This is a genomic window from Janibacter cremeus (genome assembly GCF_029395675.1).
Classification (GTDB): Bacteria; Actinomycetota; Actinomycetes; order Actinomycetales; family Dermatophilaceae; genus Janibacter; species Janibacter cremeus_A.
Genome location: NZ_CP115184.1, coordinates 1,354,999 through 1,375,031 on the forward strand (window position 1 = coordinate 1,354,999; position 20,033 = coordinate 1,375,031).

The 20,033-nt window shown below is 72.1% G+C and carries 19 protein-coding genes; 6 read left to right on the forward strand and 13 right to left on the reverse strand.

Going from position 1 to position 20,033, the window contains the following annotated elements:
- Window positions 1–3: 3 nt before the first annotated feature.
- From O9K63_RS06270 to lepA, 4 genes are all read right to left on the reverse strand, one after another.
- On the reverse strand, window positions 4–477 hold the full coding sequence (locus O9K63_RS06270; protein WP_277241561.1) for a hotdog fold domain-containing protein: 474 nt from the start codon (window positions 475–477) through the stop codon (window positions 4–6).
- A gap of 96 nt (window positions 478–573) precedes the next feature.
- Window positions 574–1,071: an SRPBCC family protein gene (locus tag O9K63_RS06275; RefSeq protein WP_277241563.1), complete on the reverse strand. Its 498-nt coding sequence runs from the start codon at window positions 1,069–1,071 to the stop codon at window positions 574–576.
- Window positions 1,072–1,081: 10 nt separating this feature from the next.
- Window positions 1,082–1,810: a DsbA family protein gene (locus O9K63_RS06280; RefSeq protein WP_277241565.1), complete on the reverse strand. Its 729-nt coding sequence runs from the start codon at window positions 1,808–1,810 to the stop codon at window positions 1,082–1,084.
- Window positions 1,811–1,856: 46 nt separating this feature from the next.
- The gene (gene lepA, locus O9K63_RS06285) at window positions 1,857–3,725 is read right to left on the reverse strand and encodes a translation elongation factor 4 (RefSeq protein WP_277241567.1); all 1,869 of its coding nucleotides are present in this window, start codon (window positions 3,723–3,725) and stop codon (window positions 1,857–1,859) included.
- Window positions 3,726–3,829: 104 nt separating this feature from the next.
- On the opposite strand from lepA, the gene O9K63_RS06290 reads away from it, so the two are divergent.
- Window positions 3,830–4,270 (forward strand): type II toxin-antitoxin system PemK/MazF family toxin, encoded by a 441-nt coding sequence (locus O9K63_RS06290; RefSeq protein ID WP_431190365.1) that lies wholly within the window; start codon window positions 3,830–3,832, stop codon window positions 4,268–4,270.
- 74 nt (window positions 4,271–4,344) lie between these two features.
- On the opposite strand, the gene rpsT is transcribed toward O9K63_RS06290, so the two are convergent.
- The 4 genes from rpsT to O9K63_RS06310 all read right to left on the reverse strand — a co-directional run bounded on the left by rpsT (window position 4,345) and on the right by O9K63_RS06310 (window position 8,951).
- Window positions 4,345–4,605 carry a 30S ribosomal protein S20 gene (gene rpsT, locus O9K63_RS06295; RefSeq protein ID WP_277241569.1) on the reverse strand — a complete coding sequence of 87 codons (261 nt, stop codon included), beginning with the start codon at window positions 4,603–4,605 and terminating at the stop codon, window positions 4,345–4,347.
- Between the two features lie 176 nt (window positions 4,606–4,781).
- A complete protein-coding gene (gene holA, locus O9K63_RS06300; protein ID WP_277241570.1) occupies window positions 4,782–5,744 on the reverse strand; it encodes a DNA polymerase III subunit delta in 963 nt (320 codons plus the stop codon).
- Window positions 5,741–6,712: an aldo/keto reductase gene (locus O9K63_RS06305; RefSeq protein WP_277241572.1), complete on the reverse strand. Its 972-nt coding sequence runs from the start codon at window positions 6,710–6,712 to the stop codon at window positions 5,741–5,743. Before O9K63_RS06305 ends, holA begins: the two co-directional genes overlap by 4 nt.
- Window positions 6,713–6,722: 10 nt before the next feature.
- Window positions 6,723–8,951 carry an ATP-dependent DNA helicase gene (locus O9K63_RS06310; RefSeq protein WP_277241573.1) on the reverse strand — a complete coding sequence of 743 codons (2,229 nt, stop codon included), beginning with the start codon at window positions 8,949–8,951 and terminating at the stop codon, window positions 6,723–6,725.
- A 157-nt stretch (window positions 8,952–9,108) separates the two neighbouring features.
- Here O9K63_RS06310 and O9K63_RS06315 point away from each other — a divergent pair, with 157 nt between their 5' ends.
- From O9K63_RS06315 to O9K63_RS06325, 3 genes are read left to right on the forward strand one after another with little or no spacing between them, the layout of a single operon-like run.
- The gene (locus O9K63_RS06315; protein ID WP_277241575.1) at window positions 9,109–11,193 is read left to right on the forward strand and encodes an MMPL family transporter; all 2,085 of its coding nucleotides are present in this window, start codon (window positions 9,109–9,111) and stop codon (window positions 11,191–11,193) included.
- Window positions 11,190–12,488, forward strand: coding sequence for a sensor histidine kinase (locus tag O9K63_RS06320; protein ID WP_277241577.1), 1,299 nt, complete (start codon window positions 11,190–11,192; stop codon window positions 12,486–12,488). Before O9K63_RS06315 ends, O9K63_RS06320 begins: the two co-directional genes overlap by 4 nt.
- Entirely contained in the window at window positions 12,485–13,108 is a 624-nt protein-coding gene (locus O9K63_RS06325) for a response regulator (protein ID WP_277241579.1), read from the forward strand. The genes O9K63_RS06320 and O9K63_RS06325 overlap by 4 nt, the downstream gene beginning before the upstream one ends.
- Window positions 13,109–13,132: 24 nt before the next feature.
- Here O9K63_RS06325 and O9K63_RS06330 read toward each other — a convergent pair whose 3' ends face one another.
- On the reverse strand, window positions 13,133–13,807 hold the full coding sequence (locus O9K63_RS06330; protein ID WP_277241580.1) for a response regulator transcription factor: 675 nt from the start codon (window positions 13,805–13,807) through the stop codon (window positions 13,133–13,135).
- Complete coding sequence (locus O9K63_RS06335; RefSeq protein ID WP_277241582.1) at window positions 13,808–15,298, reverse strand: sensor histidine kinase; 1,491 nt, start codon at window positions 15,296–15,298, stop codon at window positions 13,808–13,810.
- Between the two features lie 120 nt (window positions 15,299–15,418).
- On the opposite strand from O9K63_RS06335, the gene O9K63_RS06340 reads away from it, so the two are divergent.
- Window positions 15,419–15,850, forward strand: coding sequence for a hypothetical protein (locus O9K63_RS06340; protein WP_277241584.1), 432 nt, complete (start codon window positions 15,419–15,421; stop codon window positions 15,848–15,850).
- A 33-nt stretch (window positions 15,851–15,883) separates the two neighbouring features.
- Here the strand turns inward: O9K63_RS06340 and O9K63_RS06345 are convergent, their stop codons facing one another.
- Genes O9K63_RS06345 through O9K63_RS06355 form a run of 3 tightly spaced genes read right to left on the reverse strand, consistent with a single transcriptional unit; the run spans window position 15,884 to window position 18,901 of the window.
- Window positions 15,884–17,221, reverse strand: a complete 1,338-nt coding sequence (locus O9K63_RS06345) for a uracil-xanthine permease family protein (protein ID WP_277241586.1) — start codon at window positions 17,219–17,221, stop codon at window positions 15,884–15,886.
- Between the two features lie 31 nt (window positions 17,222–17,252).
- Complete coding sequence (locus O9K63_RS06350) at window positions 17,253–17,792, reverse strand: hypothetical protein (RefSeq protein ID WP_277241588.1); 540 nt, start codon at window positions 17,790–17,792, stop codon at window positions 17,253–17,255.
- Complete coding sequence (locus O9K63_RS06355; protein ID WP_277241590.1) at window positions 17,789–18,901, reverse strand: GNAT family N-acetyltransferase; 1,113 nt, start codon at window positions 18,899–18,901, stop codon at window positions 17,789–17,791. The genes O9K63_RS06350 and O9K63_RS06355 overlap by 4 nt, the downstream gene beginning before the upstream one ends.
- A gap of 12 nt (window positions 18,902–18,913) precedes the next feature.
- On the opposite strand from O9K63_RS06355, the gene O9K63_RS06360 reads away from it, so the two are divergent.
- On the forward strand, window positions 18,914–20,020 hold the full coding sequence (locus O9K63_RS06360) for a class I SAM-dependent methyltransferase (RefSeq protein ID WP_277241592.1): 1,107 nt from the start codon (window positions 18,914–18,916) through the stop codon (window positions 20,018–20,020).
- Window positions 20,021–20,033: the final 13 nt, after the last annotated feature.

Here is a 20,033-nt window from a genome sequence, read left to right on the forward strand (position 1 = left end):
CGATCAGTCCGTCGTCGGCTTCATCGACACGTAGACCGGGATGACGCCCCGGACGGCGACCACGCCGTCGGTGCGCACCGCCTTGACGCGGATGTCGATGTCGCCGGGGGTGGCGGCCCAGTCGGCCGGGTCGGTCTCGGCGATGCACAGCAGGTCGGTGGTCGACTTCGCGAGATACTCCACCCGCAGGCCACGCGGCAGCCACCGCTGGTCGGAGGGACAGGTGGCCTCGGCGAGCAGCCCCATCGCGGCCTCGAGACCGTTGCACACGGCGATCGCGTGCAGGGTGCCGATGTGGTTGTGCACCGCCTTGCGGTTGGCGATGGACAGCTCGGCGTAGTTCTCCCGGACCTCACGCACCTTCGGGCGCACGGTCGCGAAGTAGGGCGCCTTCCTGCTGTAGAGCAGCGAGAAGATCGCCTTGCCTCGCGGGAGCCGGGAGATGAGCCTGTACAGGGTGAATGTCTGCTGTGCCACGTGGGCACCCTAGGCCCGCAAGGAGGCACCGGGGTCGTACCGCCGGCGTCGCGTCGATCACGTCGCACGACGTCGCCCGCTCCGGACCGGCGACGGTCAGGACCGCAGGCGCGCCGACTGCCCCTCGACGATGCGCTTGATCGCCGCGAGCGTCTGCGGGATGCCCGTGTGGGCCTGCTCCGTCCGCGTCGCGATCTCCGTCTCGGCACGCTCGCCGTACTTGTCGCGGAACATCGCCAGCCCGCGCGGCAGGAACTCCCAGGTCTCGGTCAGCTCGGTGTCCTCGCCCAGCGGTGCCATGAGGAAGCCCCACCTGACGAACCCGTCGCCGATGACCCAGGCGAACTCGCGGCCCCGATCGGCTGCCACCACCCGGGAGCGGGTCTCCCAGGTGCGCCCCGGCTGCTCGTTGTGCCCGGTGAACCACGCACCGACCTGCCCTGCCTGCTGGGGGTCGTCCCACCAGCAGGCGGTGCAGATCGGACTCCACTCGCCCGTGCGGGTGACGTCGGAGACCACGTCGTAGACCACCTCCGGCCGCTCGGCGACCCTGATGGACTCGCGGTGGCTGAACCCTCGCGTGCTCTCGCTCATGTCCGGCTCCTCACTTGTGCTGGCGTCGGCTGCCACCGTGCCAGTCCTCCTCCACACCGACCGCACCGGGTTCGACGCCGAAGCCGACCAGCTGCGGTCGTTCCCGCAGGCTGCGCTTGAGCTCGGCGAACCCGGGGAAGCCGGCCAGCCCGACGACGTGGTCCCACAGCTCGAGGGCGGACTCCTCGTCCGGGAGCCGGCTGATCACCGGCCCGAAGAAGGCGGTGCCGTCCGGGGGCCGGAAGTGCAGGATCGGTGTGCCGACGTCCTTGCCGGTGAGGGAGAGCGCCTCGTCGGTCTCGGCCCGGATCTGCGTGTCCCAGGAGTCCTCCTCCAGCGCTCGAGCGAGCTGCGTGGGCAGACCCGCTGCCTCGAGGACGGGCTCGACGAAGGCAGCAGTCCCCCGCTGCTCCCCACTGGAGTCGTCCGCCGTGGCGGTGGGCTCGGTGTCGAAGATGTGGTGGCCCAGCGCGGCGTACAGGGCATCCACGGCCTCGGGCCCGTGCTCTGCCCGGGTCCGGGCGGCCACCCGCAGGAGCCGCAGTCCGGCGGTGTGGCCCGCCTCGTACTCGGGCGGGAACTGTGCGTCGTAGTCGACCCCGGCATTGAGCAGGCGCAGCGAGATGAACCGCCAGTCCACGGTCAGGTCACGCTGGTCGCGCACCATCCGCACCCACTTGCTGGTCAGCCAGCAGAAGGGACAGACGGGGTCGAAGTAGAAGTGGATGTCGGCGTCCATCCGGCCACCCTACGGAGACCGTCGTCCACCGCGACACCCCCGGGGACTACTTCTTGGCCTTCTCCACGGCGCCGGCGTCGGAGGAGAGCGCGGCGATGAAGGCTTCCTGCGGGACCTCGACGGTGCCGATGTTCTTCATCCGCTTCTTGCCCTCCTTCTGCTTCTCGAGCAGCTTGCGCTTGCGGGAGATGTCACCGCCGTAGCACTTGGCGAGCACGTCCTTGCGGATGGCGCGGATGGTCTCGCGCGCGATGATCCGCGAGCCGATGGCGGCCTGGATCGGCACCTCGAACTGCTGCCGCGGGATGAGCTCCCTGAGCTTGCCGGCCATCATCGTGCCGTAGGCGTAGGCCTTGTCCTTGTGGACGACGGCGCTGAAGGCGTCGACGCCGTCGCCTTGGAGGAGGATGTCGACCTTGACCAGGTCGGCCGACTGCTCGCCGGCCTCCTGGTACTCCAGCGAGGCGTAGCCACGGGTGCGGGACTTCAGCTGGTCGAAGAAGTCGAAGACGATCTCGGCGAGCGGCAGCGTGTAGCGCATCTCGACGCGCTCCTCGGACAGGTAGTCCATGCCGCCGAGCTGGCCGCGCTTGCCCTGGCACAGCTCCATGATCGGGCCGATGAACTCGCTCGGGGCGAGGATCGTGGCCTTGACGATCGGCTCGCGCACCTCGGCGACCTTGCCGTAGGGGAACTCGCTCGGGTTGGTCACCTCGACCTCGGTCCCGTCGTCCATCGTCACCTGGTAGACGACGTTGGGCTGGGTGGAGATGAGGTCGAGGTTGAACTCGCGCTCGAGGCGCTCGCGCACGATCTCGAGGTGCAGCAGCCCGAGGAAGCCGCAGCGGAAGCCGAAGCCGAGCGCGGCGGACGTCTCCGGCTCGTAGACCAGGGCGGCGTCGTTGAGCTTGAGCTTGTCCAGCGCGTCGCGCAGCGTCGGGTAGTCGCTGCCGTCCATCGGGTAGAGACCGGAGAAGACCATCGGCCGGGGCTCGCGGTAGCCGCCGATGGCGTGCTCGGCCGGTGCCGCCGCGGCCGTGACCGTGTCACCGACCTTGGACTGGCGCACGTCCTTCACGCCGGTGATGAGGTAGCCGACCTCACCGACGCCCAGCCCCTTGCTCGCGACCATGTCGGGCGAGATGACCCCGATCTCGAGGAGGTCGTGCGTCGCCCGGGTCGACATCATGACGATCTTCTCGCGCGGGTTGAGGTCACCGTCGACGACGCGCACGTAGGTGACGACGCCGCGGTAATTGTCGTAGACGGAGTCGAAGATCATCGCCCGGGCCGGGGCGTCGGCGTCGCCCTCGGGCGGCGGGAGCAGGGTGACGATCTCGTCGAGGAGCTCCTCCACCCCTTCGCCGGTCTTGCCGCTGACCTTGAGCACCTCCTCCGGCTCGCACCCGATGAGCCCGGCGAGCTCCGCCGCGTACTTCTCCGGCTGCGCCGCCGGCAGGTCGATCTTGTTCAGCACCGGGATGATCGTCAGGTCGTTCTCCATGGCCAGGTACAGGTTGGCCAGGGTCTGCGCCTCGATGCCCTGCGCGGCGTCGACGAGGAGGATCGCGCCCTCGCACGCGGCGAGCGAGCGGGAGACCTCGTAGGTGAAGTCGACGTGCCCCGGGGTGTCGATCATGTTGAGGCAGTAAACGGACTCAGCCTCGTCGACCGTTGCCGCCCACGGCATCCGCACGGCCTGCGACTTGATGGTGATGCCGCGCTCGCGCTCGATGTCCATCCGGTCCAGGAACTGCGCCCGCATCTGCCGCTCCTCGACGACCCCGGTGATCTGGAGCATCCGGTCGGCGAGCGTGGACTTGCCGTGGTCGATGTGGGCGATGATGCAGAAGTTGCGGATCTGCGCCGGCGGGGTCGCGTTCGGCGGGAGAGCCTCGCTGGCCTTGGGTGACACGGGTGGCGGACCTCGGGTTCGTCGGGACAGGGATCGTCAGTCATCCTCCCACGGACGGCGCAGCGAGCCGAACGACACAGGCCGGAGCGGACTACGGTGGTGCCATGGACGGCTACCCCGGTGACTACGTCGGAGACCCACCCCTGGAGTGGGCCCCCACGCCGGCGGACCCGATGCCCTCCCCCGGTGAGGTCGTGTGGGCCCACGTGCCCTACGAGGAGGACCACACGCAGGGCAAGGACCGTCCGGTCCTGCTCATCGGCCGTGACGGCCCGTGGCTGCTCGCGCTCCAGCTGACGAGCGTCGACCACGACCTCGACGAGGCCCAGGAGGCCGCTGCGGGCCGGCGCTGGATCGACATCGGGCACGGCCGGTGGGACCACCGCGGTCGGCGCAGCGAGGTGCGCGTCAACCGGGTCATCCGCGTCGACCCCGCCGCGGTCCGCCGCGAGGGAGCGGTCCTGGGCGAGGAGCTCTTCGTCGCCGTCGCCGAGGCCGTGCGGGCGGTCGCCCACGGTCGGCAGTACGACGACGACCCCGTCTGACCCCCCGGCATGACGAAGGGCGCCGGTCACCATCGCGGTGACCGGCGCCCTTCGTCAGGGTCGCGGTGCTCGACTCAGAGCGCGTTGACCTTCTTCGCCAGGGCCGACTTCTTGTTGGCGGCCTGGTTGGCGTGCAGTGCGCCCTTGCTCACGGCCTTGTCGAGCTTCTTGCTCGCGGTGGCGAGCGTCGACTTGGCGGTCTCGGCGTCGCCGGCCTCGACGGCCTTGCGGACCTTGCGGATCCAGGTGCGCAGCTCGGACTTGATCGCACGGTTGCGCTCGGTGCGCTCATTGTTCGTCTTCACGCGCTTGATCTGGGACTTGATGTTTGCCACAGGTGTACTTTCTTCGTCGGTCGATGGTTGCCGTTAGAGGGCGGCAAGACGTCTCGGGACCGGCGTGGGGACACCGTGGGAGAGACGCCCTGGGTGGTGCTCGCTGTACGCACACGACCATGCGCGCACGCAAAGACCAAATCTAGCAGCGCCGCCGACCGCCGCCAAACCGCCGGTCAGGAGCCGTTGCGCTCCCGCGAGATCGTCAGGATGGCCCTCTCGACCGAGTACACGGGGTCACGACCACCCCCCTTGACCTCGACATCAGCGGCGGCGATCGCCTGGATGCTGCGCCCGAGCGCGTCCCCGCTCCAGCCCTGCAGCGCACGCCTGGCCTTGTCGATCTGCCACGGCGCCATGCCGAGGTCGCGGGCGAGATCGGCGCTGCGGCCGCGCCCCGCTCCCCCGACCTTGGCCAGCTGCCGCAGCTGCATGGCGATGACGGCGACGATCGGCACCGGATCCACCCCGACGTCGACCGCGTGGCGCAGCAGCCTCAGGGCCTCGCCGGTGCGCCCGGCGACGGTGGCGTCGGCGACCTTGAAGCCGGTCGCCTCGACCCGGCCACCGTGGTAGCGCTCGACGACGTCGGCATCGATCGTGCCGGTGGTGTCGTCGACGAGCTGCTTGCAGGCCGACGCGAGCTCACGCACGTCCTTGCCGACCGCTTCGACGAGGGCCTGGACGGCCTCCGGCGTGGCCTTGCGTCGGGAGGTGCGGAACTCGTTGGTCACGAACTCGGCCTTGTCGCGGTCGCTCTTGATCGCCGGGGCCTGGATGACGTGCGCCTTGGCCTTCTTCAGCGTGTCGAGGACCTTCTTGCCCTTGTTGCCCGAGGCGTGGGTGACGACGAGGGTGACCGAGTCCGCCGGGTCGGCGAGGTAGTTGAGCAGGTCGATCTGCAGCGCGTCGGGCGCCTGGTGCAGGTCGCGCACGATGATCAGCTTGTCCTCGCCGAAGAGGGAGGGGCTGGCCTGCACGGTCAGCTCACCCTCGGTGTAGTCCTCCGCGGTGAGAGTGACGACGTCGACCTCGGGCGTGCCCACGCGCACGTCGGCGATGACCTGCTCGACCGCCCGGTCCGCGAGGACTTCCTCCGGCCCGGAGACAAGCACGAAGGGGGCCACCCGGCTGCTCAAAAGAGGGCCACCTTGTCGACCGGCGGGAAGATCTGGTCGAGCGCGGCCTCGTCCTCGGAGGTGGGTACCCAGCTGCTCGCCTGGGCGTTCTGCCGGACCTGCTCGGGCCGGGTCGCCCCGGCGATGACACTCGTGACGGTCGGTCGGGAGGCCAGCCAGGAGAAGGCCACCTCCAGCTCGGTCAGGCCCCGCTCGCGGGCGAAGTCGCCGAAGGCGCGCAGCTGGTCGAGGTCGGCGCTCTCGATGATCTCGGGGCGGGAGGCCAGTCGGCTGCCCTCGGGCGCGGTCCCCGAGGAGTACTTGCCGGTGAGCAGCCCCCGGGCGAGCGGGAAGTAGGGCAGCACGCCCAGCCCGTAGGCCTGCGCTGCCGGGGTCACCTCGAGCTCGGCGCGGCGATCGAGCAGGTTGTAGTGGCTCTGGCTGGAGATGAACCGTGAGCCGCCGCGGGCCCGGGCGACGTGCTCGGCGTCGGCGATCTGCCAGATGGCGCGGTTGGAGTGGCCGATGTAGCGCACCTTGCCCGCACGCACGAGGTCGTCGAGGGCGTCGAGCGTCTCCTCGATCGGGGTCAGTGGGTCGGGGGTGTGGAACTGGTAGAGGTCGATGTGGTCGGTGCCGAGGCGACGCAGGGACGCCTCGACGGCGGTCATGATGTAGCGCCGCGCTCCGCGGGCGCCGAAGTCGGGGCCGTTGGCGCCACCCAGGTCCATGCCGAACTTGGTCGCGAGGACGACCTCGTCACGGCGGCCGCCCAGGGACCTGCCGAGCATCGTCTCGGACAGGCCCGGCTCGGCGCCGTACGTGTCTGCCGTGTCGAAGAGGGTCACCCCGGCGTCGAGGGCGGCCTGCACGACGGCGTCGCTGCCCTCCTGGGTCTGGGTGGCGGCACCGCGACGACCGAGGTTGTTGCAGCCCAGACCGACGGCGGAGACGGTGAGGCCGGAGCGGCCGAGGCGGCGAAGTTCCATGGGCGACAGGCTATCCCCGGGTCGGGACAGCCAGCCCGAGCGTCGCGGCCCGGGCGGCCACCACGGACTCGTCCTTGGCCAGGGACGCCGCGAGCTCGTCGAGCGGCAGGCCGAGGTCGACGCCATCGCGCAGCTCGTCGTCGTCCTGCACCGACCACCCCTCGCCCTGAGTGACGGCCGTGCGCACCCCGTCCGCGGGGCCGGGGTCCGCGGCGACCGGCTGCCCGGTCATCCCCCGTTTCGCCGGGTCGGCCACGGCCTGCACCTCGGGTGCGATCTGGTCCAGCCGGCGCAGCGCGCCGAGGACGAGCTCGCGGTCGGTCGTCGGCCAGAAGGGCGGCAGCGAGCGCTGCAGGAAGCCGGCGTAGCGCGCCTTGATCATCCGGTTGTCGAGGAAGGCGACGACGCCACGGTCGTCACCCTTGCGGATGAGGCGTCCGGCGCCCTGCGCGAGCCGCAGGGCGGCATGCGTGGCCGAGACCGCCATGAAGCCGTTGCCACCGCGGCGGGCGATCTCCTGGGTGCGCGCGGACGACAGCGGGTCGTCGGGACGGGGGAAGGGGATGCGGTCGATGAGCACCAGCTGGCAGGCGCTGCCGGGCACGTCGACGCCCTGCCAGAGGGTGAGCGTGCCGAAGAGGATCGTCCTGGGGTCGCGGGCGAAGTTGCGCACCAGCGTGCCGATCATCTCCTCGCCCTGGCAGAGGACCGTGAACTCGCTGCCGAGGCGCTCGCGCATCGCCTCGCTCGCCTCCTTGGCGGCGCGCATGGAGGAGAAGAGGCCCAGGGTGCGCCCACCGGCCGCGCGCACGAGTGCCTCGATCTCGTCGAGGGTCTGCGTGGCCAGTCCGTCCCGGCCGGGGGCGGGGAGGTGCTCGGCGACGTAGGCGATGCCCTGCTGGGCGTAGTCGAAGGGCGAACCCACGTCGAGTCCGGTCCACTCCGGCGCACCCGGGCCGCGCAGGCCCAGGGTGCCCGCGACCGCGTCGAAGGTGCCACCGAGCTCGAGCGTGGCCGAGGTGAGGATCACCGTGCGGTCGCGGACCGACTCGTCGTCGTCGGTGGCGCCCGTGCCGAAGATCCGCTCGCGCACGCGCATGGCCACGCTCATCGGCGCCACCCGCAGCACCGGTCCGCGGCGCGGGTCGCGACTGACCCAGATGACGTCGAGCTCGTGCTCCTGGAGCATCCGCACCGCGGTCTCGTGCAGCTCGTCGACCGCGGCGAGCGCGATCTGGCGGCTCCCGTCGACGCTCTCGCCCTTGGGCGGCTTCATCTCCGTGAGCAGGGTGCGGCCGACGTCACGGCACCGGCCGAGGATGCTCGCCAGGGAGTCGGGGATGCCGGCTGCGAGCCGTCCCTCGGGTGCCTGCTCCAGCACGGCCTCGAGGTCGCCGGCCAGGTCCTCGAGCTCGTCGTCGGACTCGGCGAACTTGCGCGCCCGCTTGGCAGCGGCCCGGATCGCCCCGGGGGTCAGCTCGTCGGTGACCGTGGAGGTGACCCGGTCGACGAGCTCGTGTGCCTCGTCGATAACCAGGACGTCGTGCTCGGGCAGCATCGGCCGGCCCTCGAAGGCGTCGATGGCCATGAAGGAGTGGTTCGTGACGACGACGTCGACCTCCTTCGCCGCCTCGCGGGAGCGCTCGACGAAGCACTCGGCGACCATCGGGCACTTCTGGCCGAGGCACTCCTGCGCGGAGACCGAGACCTGCCGCCAGGCCTTCTCGGAGACGCCGGGCACGAGCTCGTCACGGTCGCCGGACTCGGTCTCGGCCGCCCACTCGCGGACCCGCACGACCTCCTTGCCCAGTCGCCCGGCAGCGGCGTCGACCTCGCCGACGTCGAACATGCCCTCGTCCTCGTCGGGGAAGCCGCCCTCGACCTTGTGCTTGCACACGTAGTTGCGCCGGCCCTTGACGATCGCGTACGTCGGGCGGCGCTTGAGGTGACCCTCGAGCGAGTCGGCGAGCCGGGGCATGTCCCGGTCGACGATCTGGGCCTGCAGCGCCAGGGTCGCGGTGGCGACGACCGCGGGCCGGCCGGTGCGCTGGGCGTGCTCGACGGCCGGCACGAGGTAGGCCAGGGACTTGCCCGTCCCGGTGCCGGCCTGGACGAGCAGGTGCTCCTCGGTGTCGATGGCGCGGGCGACCGCGGTCGCCATCTCGACCTGCCCCGGGCGGGTGGTGCCGCCCACTCCCCCGACGGCGGCGGCGAGCAACGACTCAACTGACGAGGACACCGCCCCACCCTAGGACGCCGCCGCGACAGCGCGCACGCGCCATCCACAACCCCGCGCACGACCCTTGGAGATGTCGACCAGTCCATCGAAAGGTTGATCCCGGAACCAACCTCCGGCGCGATGTGCCGGCACCCCCGCCACGGCTGGAATCGATGGCATGACAACCACCCTGCACCCGCACCGCCCCGACGCGACGCCACAGCGGCGCGGGGCGGGCCTCGCCCACCGGCTCACCAGCCGCCGCGGCGCGGCCCTCGTCCTCGTCCTCGCCCTCCTCGTCGTGGGGCCGGCCAGCACGCTCCTCGGCTCGAGCCAGGCTCCGCCCCGTGGCGACAGCTACCCCGCGAGCGCCGAGTCGGCGGTGGTGGCGCAGGAGCTGGAGGGCTTCCCCGACAGCGACGAGGCACCGGTCCTCCTCGTCGCGACGAAGGGGGGAGCTCCCCTCTCCCCGTCCGACCTGTCCGCCGTCGACGAGATGGCCTCGGGTCTGGACGCAGCAGGAGACCCGACGCCGGCGCGACCGTCCGAGGACGGCGAGGCGGCGGTGGTCACATTGCCGATGCGGTCCCACGAGGCCTCGGACGCGACCGTGCGGATGGTCGAGGACCTCCGCGGCGAGGTCGCCGCGACCACCCCCGACGGGATGACCGTCGAGGTGACCGGCGGGCCCGCGTTCGGCGCCGACACCACGTCCTCCTTCGACGGAGCGAACGTCACGCTGCTCGCCGTGACCATCGGCGTCGTCGCCCTCCTGCTCCTGCTCACCTACCGCTCCCCTGTGCTCTGGCTCGTCCCGCTGACCGTCGTCGCCATCGCCGACCAGCTCGCCGGCACCGTCACCGCGGCCGTCGGTGACTGGAGCGGCCTGCCCTTCGATGCGGGGATCGTCTCGGTGCTCGTCTTCGGCGCCGGCACCAACTACGCCCTGCTGCTCATCTCCCGCTACCGCGAGGAGCTGCACTTCCACGAGGACCACCACGCCGCTCTCGCCTCGGCTTGGCGCGCCACCGTGCCCGCGATCCTCGCGAGCAACGTCACCGTCGTCCTCGCCCTGGGCACCCTGCTGCTTGCCTCGGTCCCCGGCACCCGCGGCCTCGGCCTCGCCTCGGCCATCGGCCTCGTCATCGCGCTGCCGGCCATCACGCTCGTCCTGCCGGCAGCCCTCGCGGTGGCGGGTCGCAAGGTCTTCTGGCCCTTCGTCCCGCGGCCGGGGCACTCCCCGGAGCACGACGGAATCTGGGCGAAGCTCGCCCGTCGCGTCGTCGCCCGCCCGGCCGCCCACCTCGTCGGCGGCCTCGCCCTGCTCGTCGTCCTCGCCTCCGGTCTCTCCGGGGCGAGCGTCGGCCTGGGCCAGGCGGACTCCTTCCGCACCTCCTCGGAGTCCGTCGACGGTCTCACCACCGTCGGTGAGCACTTCCCCGCCGGGGTGGCCGCCCCCTTCGTCGTCATGACGGACAGCCCGAGCACGCTGGCGACCGTCGCCGCGCTCGAGGACGTCGACGGCGTGACCACGGCCGCCCCGGCCGGTGATGACGGGCAGGGACGCACCCGGATCACCGTCACCGGCGAGCCCGCACCCGGTTCCCCCGCCGGCCTCGACCTCGCAGCGGACCTGCGTGGGGTCGCCCACGACGTCCCGGGCGCCGACGCCCGGGTCGGTGGCGGGTCCGCGGAGCTGCTCGACGCCCGCTCCGCGGCGGAGAGCGACCTGAGGACGGTCGTCTCGCTCGTGCTGGTCGTCAGCCTCGTCGTGCTCGTGGTCCTGCTGCGCGCCGTCATCGGCCCGCTGGTGCTGCTCGCGCTCAACGCCCTCAGCGCACTGGCAGCGCTCGGCATGGGCGCGTGGCTCGACGAGCACCTCCTGGGCCACCCGGCCCTGGACGTGCAGGTCCCGCTGATCGCCTTCCTCTTCCTCGTGGCCCTGGGGATCGACTACACGATCTTCCTCATGCACCGGGCCCGGTCGGAGGCAGCCGAGCACGGCACCCGCGAGGGCGTCTCCCGGGCGGTGGCCCGCACGGGCGCGGTGATCACGAGTGCGGGTGTCGTCCTCGCCGCGGTCTTCGCCGCCCTCGGGGTGCTGCCCCTGGTCGTCCTGGGGCAGCTCGGCCTCATCGTCGGGCTCGGGGTCCTGCTCGACACCCTCCTCGTGCGCACGGTCGTCGTTCCTGCGGCCACGGCCCTCCTCGGGGACCGCTTCTGGTGGCCGTCGCACGCCGGCCGGGTAGCGTCCCGTCCGTGAGCACTCCCGCCGTCCCGGGACCGGCCGCCCGCCAGACCCAGCACACCCGGCCGGCCGGTCCCGTCGGTGTCCCCGGCGAGGAGACCGTGGCCGGCGGCACGGCCCGGTGGCTGCGGTGGGGCCAGCACGCCCTGCTCGCCGCCCTCGCGGTGGTCTGCCTGACCCGGGCGGTGGCCGCCGGGGTCCACCCGGCCGCGGAGGTCGGGGCCCTGCTCGCCTTCGTGGCCTGGTACCTCGCCGGCATCCCGGTGGCCCGGCGCGGGGTGAGCGGTCCGGTGTGGTTCGTCGTCCTCACGCTCCTGTGGGGCGTCCTCGTCCTCGTCTCCCCGGAGAACGTCTGGCTCGCCTTCCCCCTCTGGCTGCTGGCCGGCCACCTGCTGCCCTTGGCCCACGGCGTGCTCATCTCGACGGCCGTCCTCGTGGTCGTCGTCGCCGAGCCGGTCCGGCAGGCCGGGAGCACCACCTTCGCCGCGGTCATCGGCCCGTTCATCGGGATGGTGGTCGCGCTCGGCATCTCGCGGGCCCAGATGGCCCTCGTCCGGGACGGCATCGAGCGCCAGCGGCTCATCGCCTCGCTCTACGCCGCCCAGGAGGAGACGGCCGCACTCACCGACGAGCTCGCCCGGGTGCAGCGCGCGGCGGGCGCCACGAGCGAGCGCACCCGCCTCTCCCGGGACATCCACGACGGCATCGCCCAGGGCTTCTCCTCGATCCTGCTGCTCGCCCGCGCGGCGCGCACCGAGCAGGACCCGGCCCGGGTGCGCGAGCTGCTCGCGCACCTCGCGAGCAGCGCTGCCGAGGGCTTGGAGGAGTCCCGCCGCGTCGTGGGCGCGCTCGCCCCCGCCGACCTGGACGAAGGGGGTCTGCTCGCCGCGCTCCACCGCGTCACCGACCGCTTCGCGGCGGAGAGCGGCGTGGCCGCCCGGGTCGTCACCACCGGCGCCGTCCCACCGGTCCCGACCACGACGGAAGTGGCCCTCGTGCGGTGCGTGCAGGGCGCCCTGGCCAATGTCCGGGCGCATGCGCGTGCCGGGTCGGTCGTCGTGAGCCTCGACGGGTCCGCCGAGATGGTCCGCGTGGACGTCGTCGACGACGGGCAGGGCTTCGACGCCACCGACTGGACGACCCGGGCGCCGCGCTCCGCGGGCGACGGCGGCTACGGCCTGCGCGCCACGCGGGCCCGCCTGCGCGAGCTCGGCGGCGGGCTGGCGCTCGAGTCGGCACCCGGGGAGGGGACCGCCCTCTCCGCGTGGCTGCCGGTCCACGACCACGCCACCGACGGGGGTGTCCGGTGAGCGCCCGCGTCGTCGTCGTCGAGGACCACCCGGTCACCCGGATGGGGCTCATCGCCCTGCTCGGTCAGGAGGATCGGATCACCGTCGTCGGCGAGGCCGCGACCGGTGAGGAGGCGATCGCGCTCGTCGAGCGGGAGCGCCCGGACGTCGTCGTCACCGACCTGCGCCTCGGCGAGGGTCCCGACGGGGTCGCGGTGACCGCCTCCCTTCGCTCGCGGGTGGCCGCCCCCGCGGTGCTCGTGCTCACGACCTACGACACCGACCGTGACATCGTCCGCGCGGTGGAGGCCGGGGCCGCCGGCTACCTGCTCAAGGACACCGACCCGGCGGAGATCACCTCCGCCGTCCTGCGCGCCGCTGCCGGCGAGACCGTCCTCTCCGCCGCGCTCGCGCAGCGGGTCGTCGCCCGCATCTCCCGCCCGCAGGCACAGCTGTCCGCGCGGGAGGTCGAGATCCTGGCCGCGGTGGCGCGGGGGTTGTCCAACAAGCAGATCGCCCGCGAGCTGGTCATCTCCGAGGCGACGGTCAAGACGCACCTCGTGCACGTCTTCACCAAGCTCGACGTCGACTCGCGCACCGCCGCGGTCGCCCGCGCCCGCGAGGACGGTCTGCTGCCCTGACACTCCCTCGGCCGCACGCGTGGATCAACCCGCCACCGGTTTGAGCCGGTAACCCACTCCCCGCACCGTGAGGATGCGCTCGGCGCCGATCTTGGAGCGGAGCGAGCGCACGAAGACGTCGACGACGTTGGATCCCGGGTCGAAGTCCATGTCCCAGACCATGCCGAGCAGCTGCTCACGGGAGAGGACCTGGTCGGCGTGCTCGACGAAGGCCTCCAGGAGGGAGAACTCCCGGGCGGTCAGCTCCACCTCACGGTCGGCCGCGCGGGCGGTGCGCCGCCGGATATCGAGGCTGAGGTCACCGGCGGTCAGGGTCGCCTCCTCGGCGGGTGCGGCGCCCCCTTCGCGCAGTCGCAGCCGGACCCGGGCGAGCAGCTCGGCGAACTGGAAGGGCTTGGTCATGTAGTCGTTGGCCCCGCCCTCGAGCCCGGTGACCGTGTCATCGACGCCGTCCCGGGCGGTGAGGATGATGACCGGGATCGCGACGCCGTCCGCGCGCAGGCGACGCAGCACCTCGAACCCGTCGAGCCCCGGCAGTCCCACGTCGAGGACGAGCAGGTCGAAGGCGCCGGTGGAGGCCAGCGCCCATGCCTGGCGACCGTCGGCCGTCAGCGTCGTGACGAACCCGCTCGCCCGCAGCCCCTTGTCGATGAAGCTGGAGATCTCCTCGTGGTCCTCCGCGATGAGGATGGCGCTCATCTAACCCTCCGCTGTGCTCGGCACCAGGCCGTCCTGGCTGCTGTGGTCGTGCTCGACCGGGATGAGGAGGGTGAAGACCGCACCCTGCCCCGGCGCGCCGCCCACCCGGACGCGGCCATCATGCCCCTCCGCGATGGCGCTGACGATGGCGAGGCCGAGCCCGGCACCGCTGTGGCGGCGCCCGTCGGGAGGTTCGCCGTGGGTGAACCGCTGGAAGATGCGCTCCCGGTCGGCGACGGCGACGCCGGGCCCGGTGTCGCCGATGCTGATGGCCAGGGCGTGGCCCAGCTGCGGGTCGTCGATGAACTCCGACGTCAGGGTGATCGCGTCACCCTCGGTGGTGTGCTGGACGGCGTTCTGCGCGAGCTGGAGCACGGCCTGGGTCACCCGCTCGGAGTCCAGCCGGGCCTCGCCCTCGGCGATCTGGTCCACCCGCCAGCGGCGGTCGGCCAGCGCCGAGATCTTGGCCTCGAGGGCGACGGTGAGCATGGAGACGTCGACGCCCGCGACCGGGCGGATGAAGTCGGGACGGTCGGCCTTGGCGAGGGCGAGCAGGTCGGTGACGATCCGGCTCATCCGGTCCAGCTCCTGGGTGACGACGCGCATCGTCCTCTCCCGGGAGACGGGGTCGTCGTCCATGAGCTCGAGGTGACCGCGGATGACCGTGATCGGGGTGCGCAGCTCGTGGCCGGCGTCGTCGACGAAGCGCTGCTCCGCCCGGAAGGCCTCCTCCAGTCGGTCGAGCATCCGGTTGAAGGTCGAGGCCAGTCCCGACACGTCGTCGTCCCCGACGTCGATGCGCCGGGTGAGGTCCTGCTCGGTGATCTCCTCGGCCGCCGCGTGGACGAGCCGCACCGGACGCAGCAGTCGGCCGGCGACGACCCAGGAGACCACGCCCGCGAGGAGGAGGGCGAACACCGAGGCCATCACGAGCATGCGGACGGTCTGGTCCGCCTCGGTCATCGCCGGCTCCGTGAAGAACGTCACCAGGAGCACGGCGTCCTCGCCGTCGGCGACCTCGACGATGGTCCGGGCCCACCGCATCTCACCGGCCGGGGTCTCGTGGGTGCCGGACGCGGAGCGTGTGGTCCGCTCGAGCAGCTCCTGGTCACGGGTGAGGTCGTACGCCTCGGCCGTGGGAGCCCTGGCCCCGCGGGAGATGGTCACGGTGCCCTCGGTGCCCACGTACCCGACGAGCATCTCGTCGGGGCTGGGCTGCTGCCGGGACAGATAGACCTGCAGGAGGCGCTCGGCCGAGGTGAAGGGACGCGAGGTCTCGGGGTCCACCCCCTCCTGGGTGAACGTGCGGAACTCCTGGATCTCCTGGGTGACATCGGCGTTGGCACTGTCGGTCACCGACAGGCGCAGGGTCTCGTGCACGACGATGACCACGGAGAGCAGGGTCACGAAGAGGATGAGCACCATCCAGCCCACGATGGTCTCGCGGGACAGCCGGGGACGGCGTCGCCGCGTGGGCGCCTCAGTACTCATCAGTCGTCGTCGTCATCATCATCGTCCCGGTCGTCATCGTCGTCATCGTCGTCATCATCATCGTCGTAGACCGGCGGGGGCGGCGCCTGTGTTCGCGTCACGGAGGGCTGCGGTGTCCAGGTGGGCCGGGTCGTGGAGGTGGGCCGGGGCGTCGTCCGGGTGGTCGAGGTCGGGGCCGGCGCGGGCTGCGAGGTGGACGAGGGCGTTGATGGTGACGTCGGTGTGGATGAGGAGGACGTCGAGGGGGACGTCGAGGACGTGCCGGACGTCGGCGAGGACGTCGAGGACGTGCCGGACGTCGGCGAGATCGTGCTCGTCGTCAGCCGCACCGGCCCCTCCTCGACGGGCGGGGGGTCGGCCGGTGCGGCAGCGACGCGGAAGCCGAGGAACACGAGCAGGGGCACGCTGAGCAGCGCGACGAGCAGCATGCCCTCCCGCCCGATGCGCCAGCGGCTCATGACGCGGCCACGGTGGTGGTGCGGTCTGGACGGATCGTCACGGCGGGCCCTCGGTCGGTGTGTCGGTGAACCCGACCGTAGGAAGGGGTCATGAGCCGTGCGTGAAGGTCACATGAGGAGATCTTCATCAACCGCGGTCGGGCGGCCCGTCGGCCACGGGCAGCATCGGGTCCGGCACGGCCCGGGTGAGGAGGTTGACCCCGCGCATGAGGTGGAAGCACACGAGCGCCGCCGCGGTGCCCAGCGCGATGCCGGCGAACTGCAGCTGGCCGATCTGCCACGTGTAGTCGGCGACGCCGATGATCAGCGCGAGCGCCCCGGTCATGAGGTTGATCGGGTTGCCGAAGTCGACCCGCGCCTCGATCCAGATCTTGGCGCCGAGGAGACCGATCATCCCGTAGAGGACGGTGCCCGCGCCGCCGAGCACGCCCTGGGGGACGGTGGCGATGGCCTCGCCGAACTTCGGCGAGAAGGACAGCAGCAGGGCGACGACGGCGGCCACCCAGTAGGCCGCCGTGGAGTAGACGCGGGTGGCCGCCATGACGCCGATGTTCTCCGCGTAGGTGGTGGTGCCCGAGCCGCCGCCGCTGCCGGCGAGGGTGGTCGCCAGGCCGTCGGCGATGAGCGCGCGGCCGGTCACCGGGTCGAGGTCCTCACCGGTCATGGACGCGACGGAGCGCACGTGCCCGACGTTCTCGGCGACGAGGACGAGGACGACGGGGACGAAGAGCCCGGCGACCGCGATGTCGAGGTCGGGTGCGGTGAAGGTCGGCAGGCCGACCCACCCGGCCGTCTCGACCTTCGCGAAGTCGACCTCGCCGCGCAGCACGGCCGTGAGGTAGCCGGCAGCGACACCGACGAGGATCGCGATGCGGGAGAAGAGCGTGCGGGTGGCCACCGTGACGAGCACGATCCCGGCGACGGTGACGAGGCCGGTCACCGGGGAGGCCATGAAGTTGTCCTTCGCGCTCGGGGCGAGGTTGAGGCCGATGAGCGCGACGATCGCACCCGTGACCATCGGCGGCATGATCGCCCGCAGCCACCGGTCGCCGGCCACCTGGACGAGCACACCGATGAGCGCCAGGGTCAGCCCGGCCATCATGACGCCGCCGAGGGCGGTCGGCAGGTCGTGGCTCTGCGTCGCCGCGGTCAGCGGCGCGATGAAGGCGAAGGAGCTGCCGAGATAGCTCGGCACCCGGCCGGCCGTGATGACCAGGAAGAGCATCGTGCCGATGCCGCTGAAGAAGAGCGTCGTCGCAGGAGGAAGGTTCGTCAGCAGCGGCACGAGGAAGGTCGCGCCGAACATCGCCACGACGTGCTGGGCGCCGAGCCCGATCGTGCGGCCCCACGAGAGCCGCTCGCCCGGCATGACCACCTCGCCGGGCCGGACCGCGCGGCCGTCTCCGTGGAGGGCCCAGCCGAGGCCGAAGGGGGAACGGGTTCCGGTGTCGGGGCGTCGCGGCATGGGCCGAATGCTAACCGTCGGTGCCGATGCCTCAGCGACCGAGGATGCGCGACCAGAAGCCGCGGCCCCGCGGCATGACCACCAGCTCGGGCTCGGTCTCCGGGGTGGGCGGCTCCGCACGCAGGGGCCCGACGACCAGGGCCGACCCGGGCGCCGGACCCTCCAGTGTCGTCGGATCGATGCTCCAGTCCGCCGCGACACCGGGCAGGTCGTCCCGGGCGAGGTCGACCTCGCGCTGGACGGTGCCGCGCTCGACGAGGAGGCCGTGTCGCGACCCGTCGTCGGCACGGCCGAAGAGCTGCACCCCGGTGCCGAGCATGGCCGACAGCGTCGTGATCCGTGCCGTGGACGGGTGGGCCACGTCCTGACCGAGGACGAGCGTCCACCTACCGCCGACCCCCGGCAGCGGGGGCAGCACGGCCGTCGCGTTGCCGAGGGCCTCGCGGACGGCCGCGTCGACCTCGGTCACCCGGCCGCCGGTGAGGCCGAGCGCCTCGAGGACGACGCCCTGCGCCCGGTCCCGGACGGCCAGCCAGCTCTGCTCCGTGCCGAAGGGCACCAGCGTGCTCACAGCGACCTCGCCATGATCACGCCGTCGCGGTCGTCCCCCGGCGCCACGCGGAGCGCGCCCGGGACCCGGCCGACCTCGGTGTAGCCGTACTGCGTGTAGAACTCCCCCAGTCCGGTGCCGCCCCGGTAGTCCAGGGTCACCAGCTCGACGCCGCGCTCCCGGGCCGCCCGGTGCACGCCCGCCATGAGGAGTGCGCCGTAGTTGGTGCCACGTCGGGCAGGGTCGGTCATGATCCGCTCGATGTTCGCCCCGTGGCGCGTGAGCGGCCCCGTGGAGCCGACGAGGAAGCCGAAGCCGAGCAGCTCGCCCAGCGGGGAGTTCAGCGACACGCACACGGTGTCGCCGCTCGCCATCCCTGCCGAGTACCCGTCGAGCACCGGCGCGACGTCCTCCTCGGAGGCGCCGGGCAGGAAGCCCACCGACCCACCGGCCTCGGTGACCTCGAGCCACATGGCGAGCATCGCCTCCCGGGCCCGCGGCGGGGTGCGCTCGGCGACCCGCACGTACGGCAGCTCCAGGACGTGCCAGTCGCCCTCCTCGGAGGTGTGGTCGAGCTCCGGCACCCGCACCAGGCCCGCGGACCGGACGGCAGAGAGGGTCGCGGCGTCCTCCGGGGCGATCCGGATGCGCACCGGGAGGTCGGGCAGCCACTCGATCGCGTGTGCGGTGGCCAGGCGCAGGGCCCGCGCGCCGAGGTCCTCGCTGCCGGGCCCTTCGAGCATGCGCAGGGTGAGCCGGATGAACTCCGCGTGCCCACGCAGGCCGACGAATCCGGCGCTGCTGCCGTGGGCGTCCCGCACGATCCAGGTCCCGTAGCCGTGCTCGTCCCAGTGCTCCCGCCAGGTGGCGACGATCTGCGCCGGTCGCTCCGCATCGTCGGGGACATCCATCATCCGCGCCACGAGCGTGACGTCCTCGTCCACCGGAGCGTGCAGCGCGAGCGCGTCGGTGGTGACGGCGCGGGGCACCGCACGTCGGGCCTCGTTCGTCGTTAACTGCGAGTAACTCACGGGCCCATGGTGCCTCAGCGCCTCGTCGATGGCCACGGTGAGGTACTCGCCCTGTTGCGCCGGGATGATCGGGAGCACAATGGCAGGGGGGTCCGACACGGAGGTCTGACCATGACCGAGCACACCCTGACAGCGGATGCCCTCGCGGAGCGCTTCTTCGGCTCCGCCCTGGGAGCGGTCGAGCTGATGTCCGTCTACGTGGGAGACCGCTTGGGGTGGTACCGCACCCTCGCCGACGACGGTCCCGCGACGGCACCACGTCTCGCCGAACGCACGGGCACCCACCCCCGCTATGCCCGGGAATGGCTGGAGCAGCAGGCCGTCTCCGGTTTCCTGACCGTCACGTCCGACGCGAGCGTGGCGGACGGTGACGCACGCATCTACTCCATCCCGCCTGCGACGGTCGAGGTCATGACCGATGAAGGAAGCGTCAACTACCTCGCGCCCCTGGCCCGCATGTTCGGCGGGGTCGCGCCGCTCATGCCGGACCTGCTCGGGGCCTACCGCGACGGCGGCGGCGTGAGCTGGGCCAGCATGGGCGTGGACGCGCGTGAGTCGCAGTCCGACATGAACCGTCCGTGGTTCGAGAACCGCCTCGCCGACGCGCTCAGCCGGGCCGATGGCCTCCACGCGACACTCTCACGACCCGGGGCCGCCGTCCTCGACGTCGGGTGCGGCGGTGGTTGGTCGACGATCGCCCTGGCGAGGGCCTACCCGTCAGCGACCTTCCACGGCATCGACATCGATGAGGCGACCGTGGCCATGGCCAGGGACAACGTCACCCGAGCGGGCCTGGCGGACCGGATCCACGTCACCTGCGCAGATGCGGCCGAGCCCCTGCCCGGGCCGTTCACCGCGGCGTTCGCCTTCGAGTGCGTGCACGACATGCCCCAGCCGGTGGGGGTCCTCTCCTCGGTGCGCGACGCGCTCGCGCCGGGCGCACCGGTGGTGGTCATGGACGAGGCGGCGGCCGAGACCTTCGCCCCGGACGGTGACGAGGTCGAGCGCCTGCTCTACGGTTTCAGCCTCTTCGTCTGCCTCCCCGACAGCATGTCCCACGACCCGTCGGTGGCGACGGGGACCGTCATCCGCGAGGCGACGGTGCGCCAGATCGCCTCCGATGCCGGGTACGCATCCGTCGACGTGCTGCCGATCGACGACTTCGGCTTCTGGCGCTTCTACCGCCTCGGTACCGGGACCCCGGTGGTGCAGACCTGACCGGGACGTGACC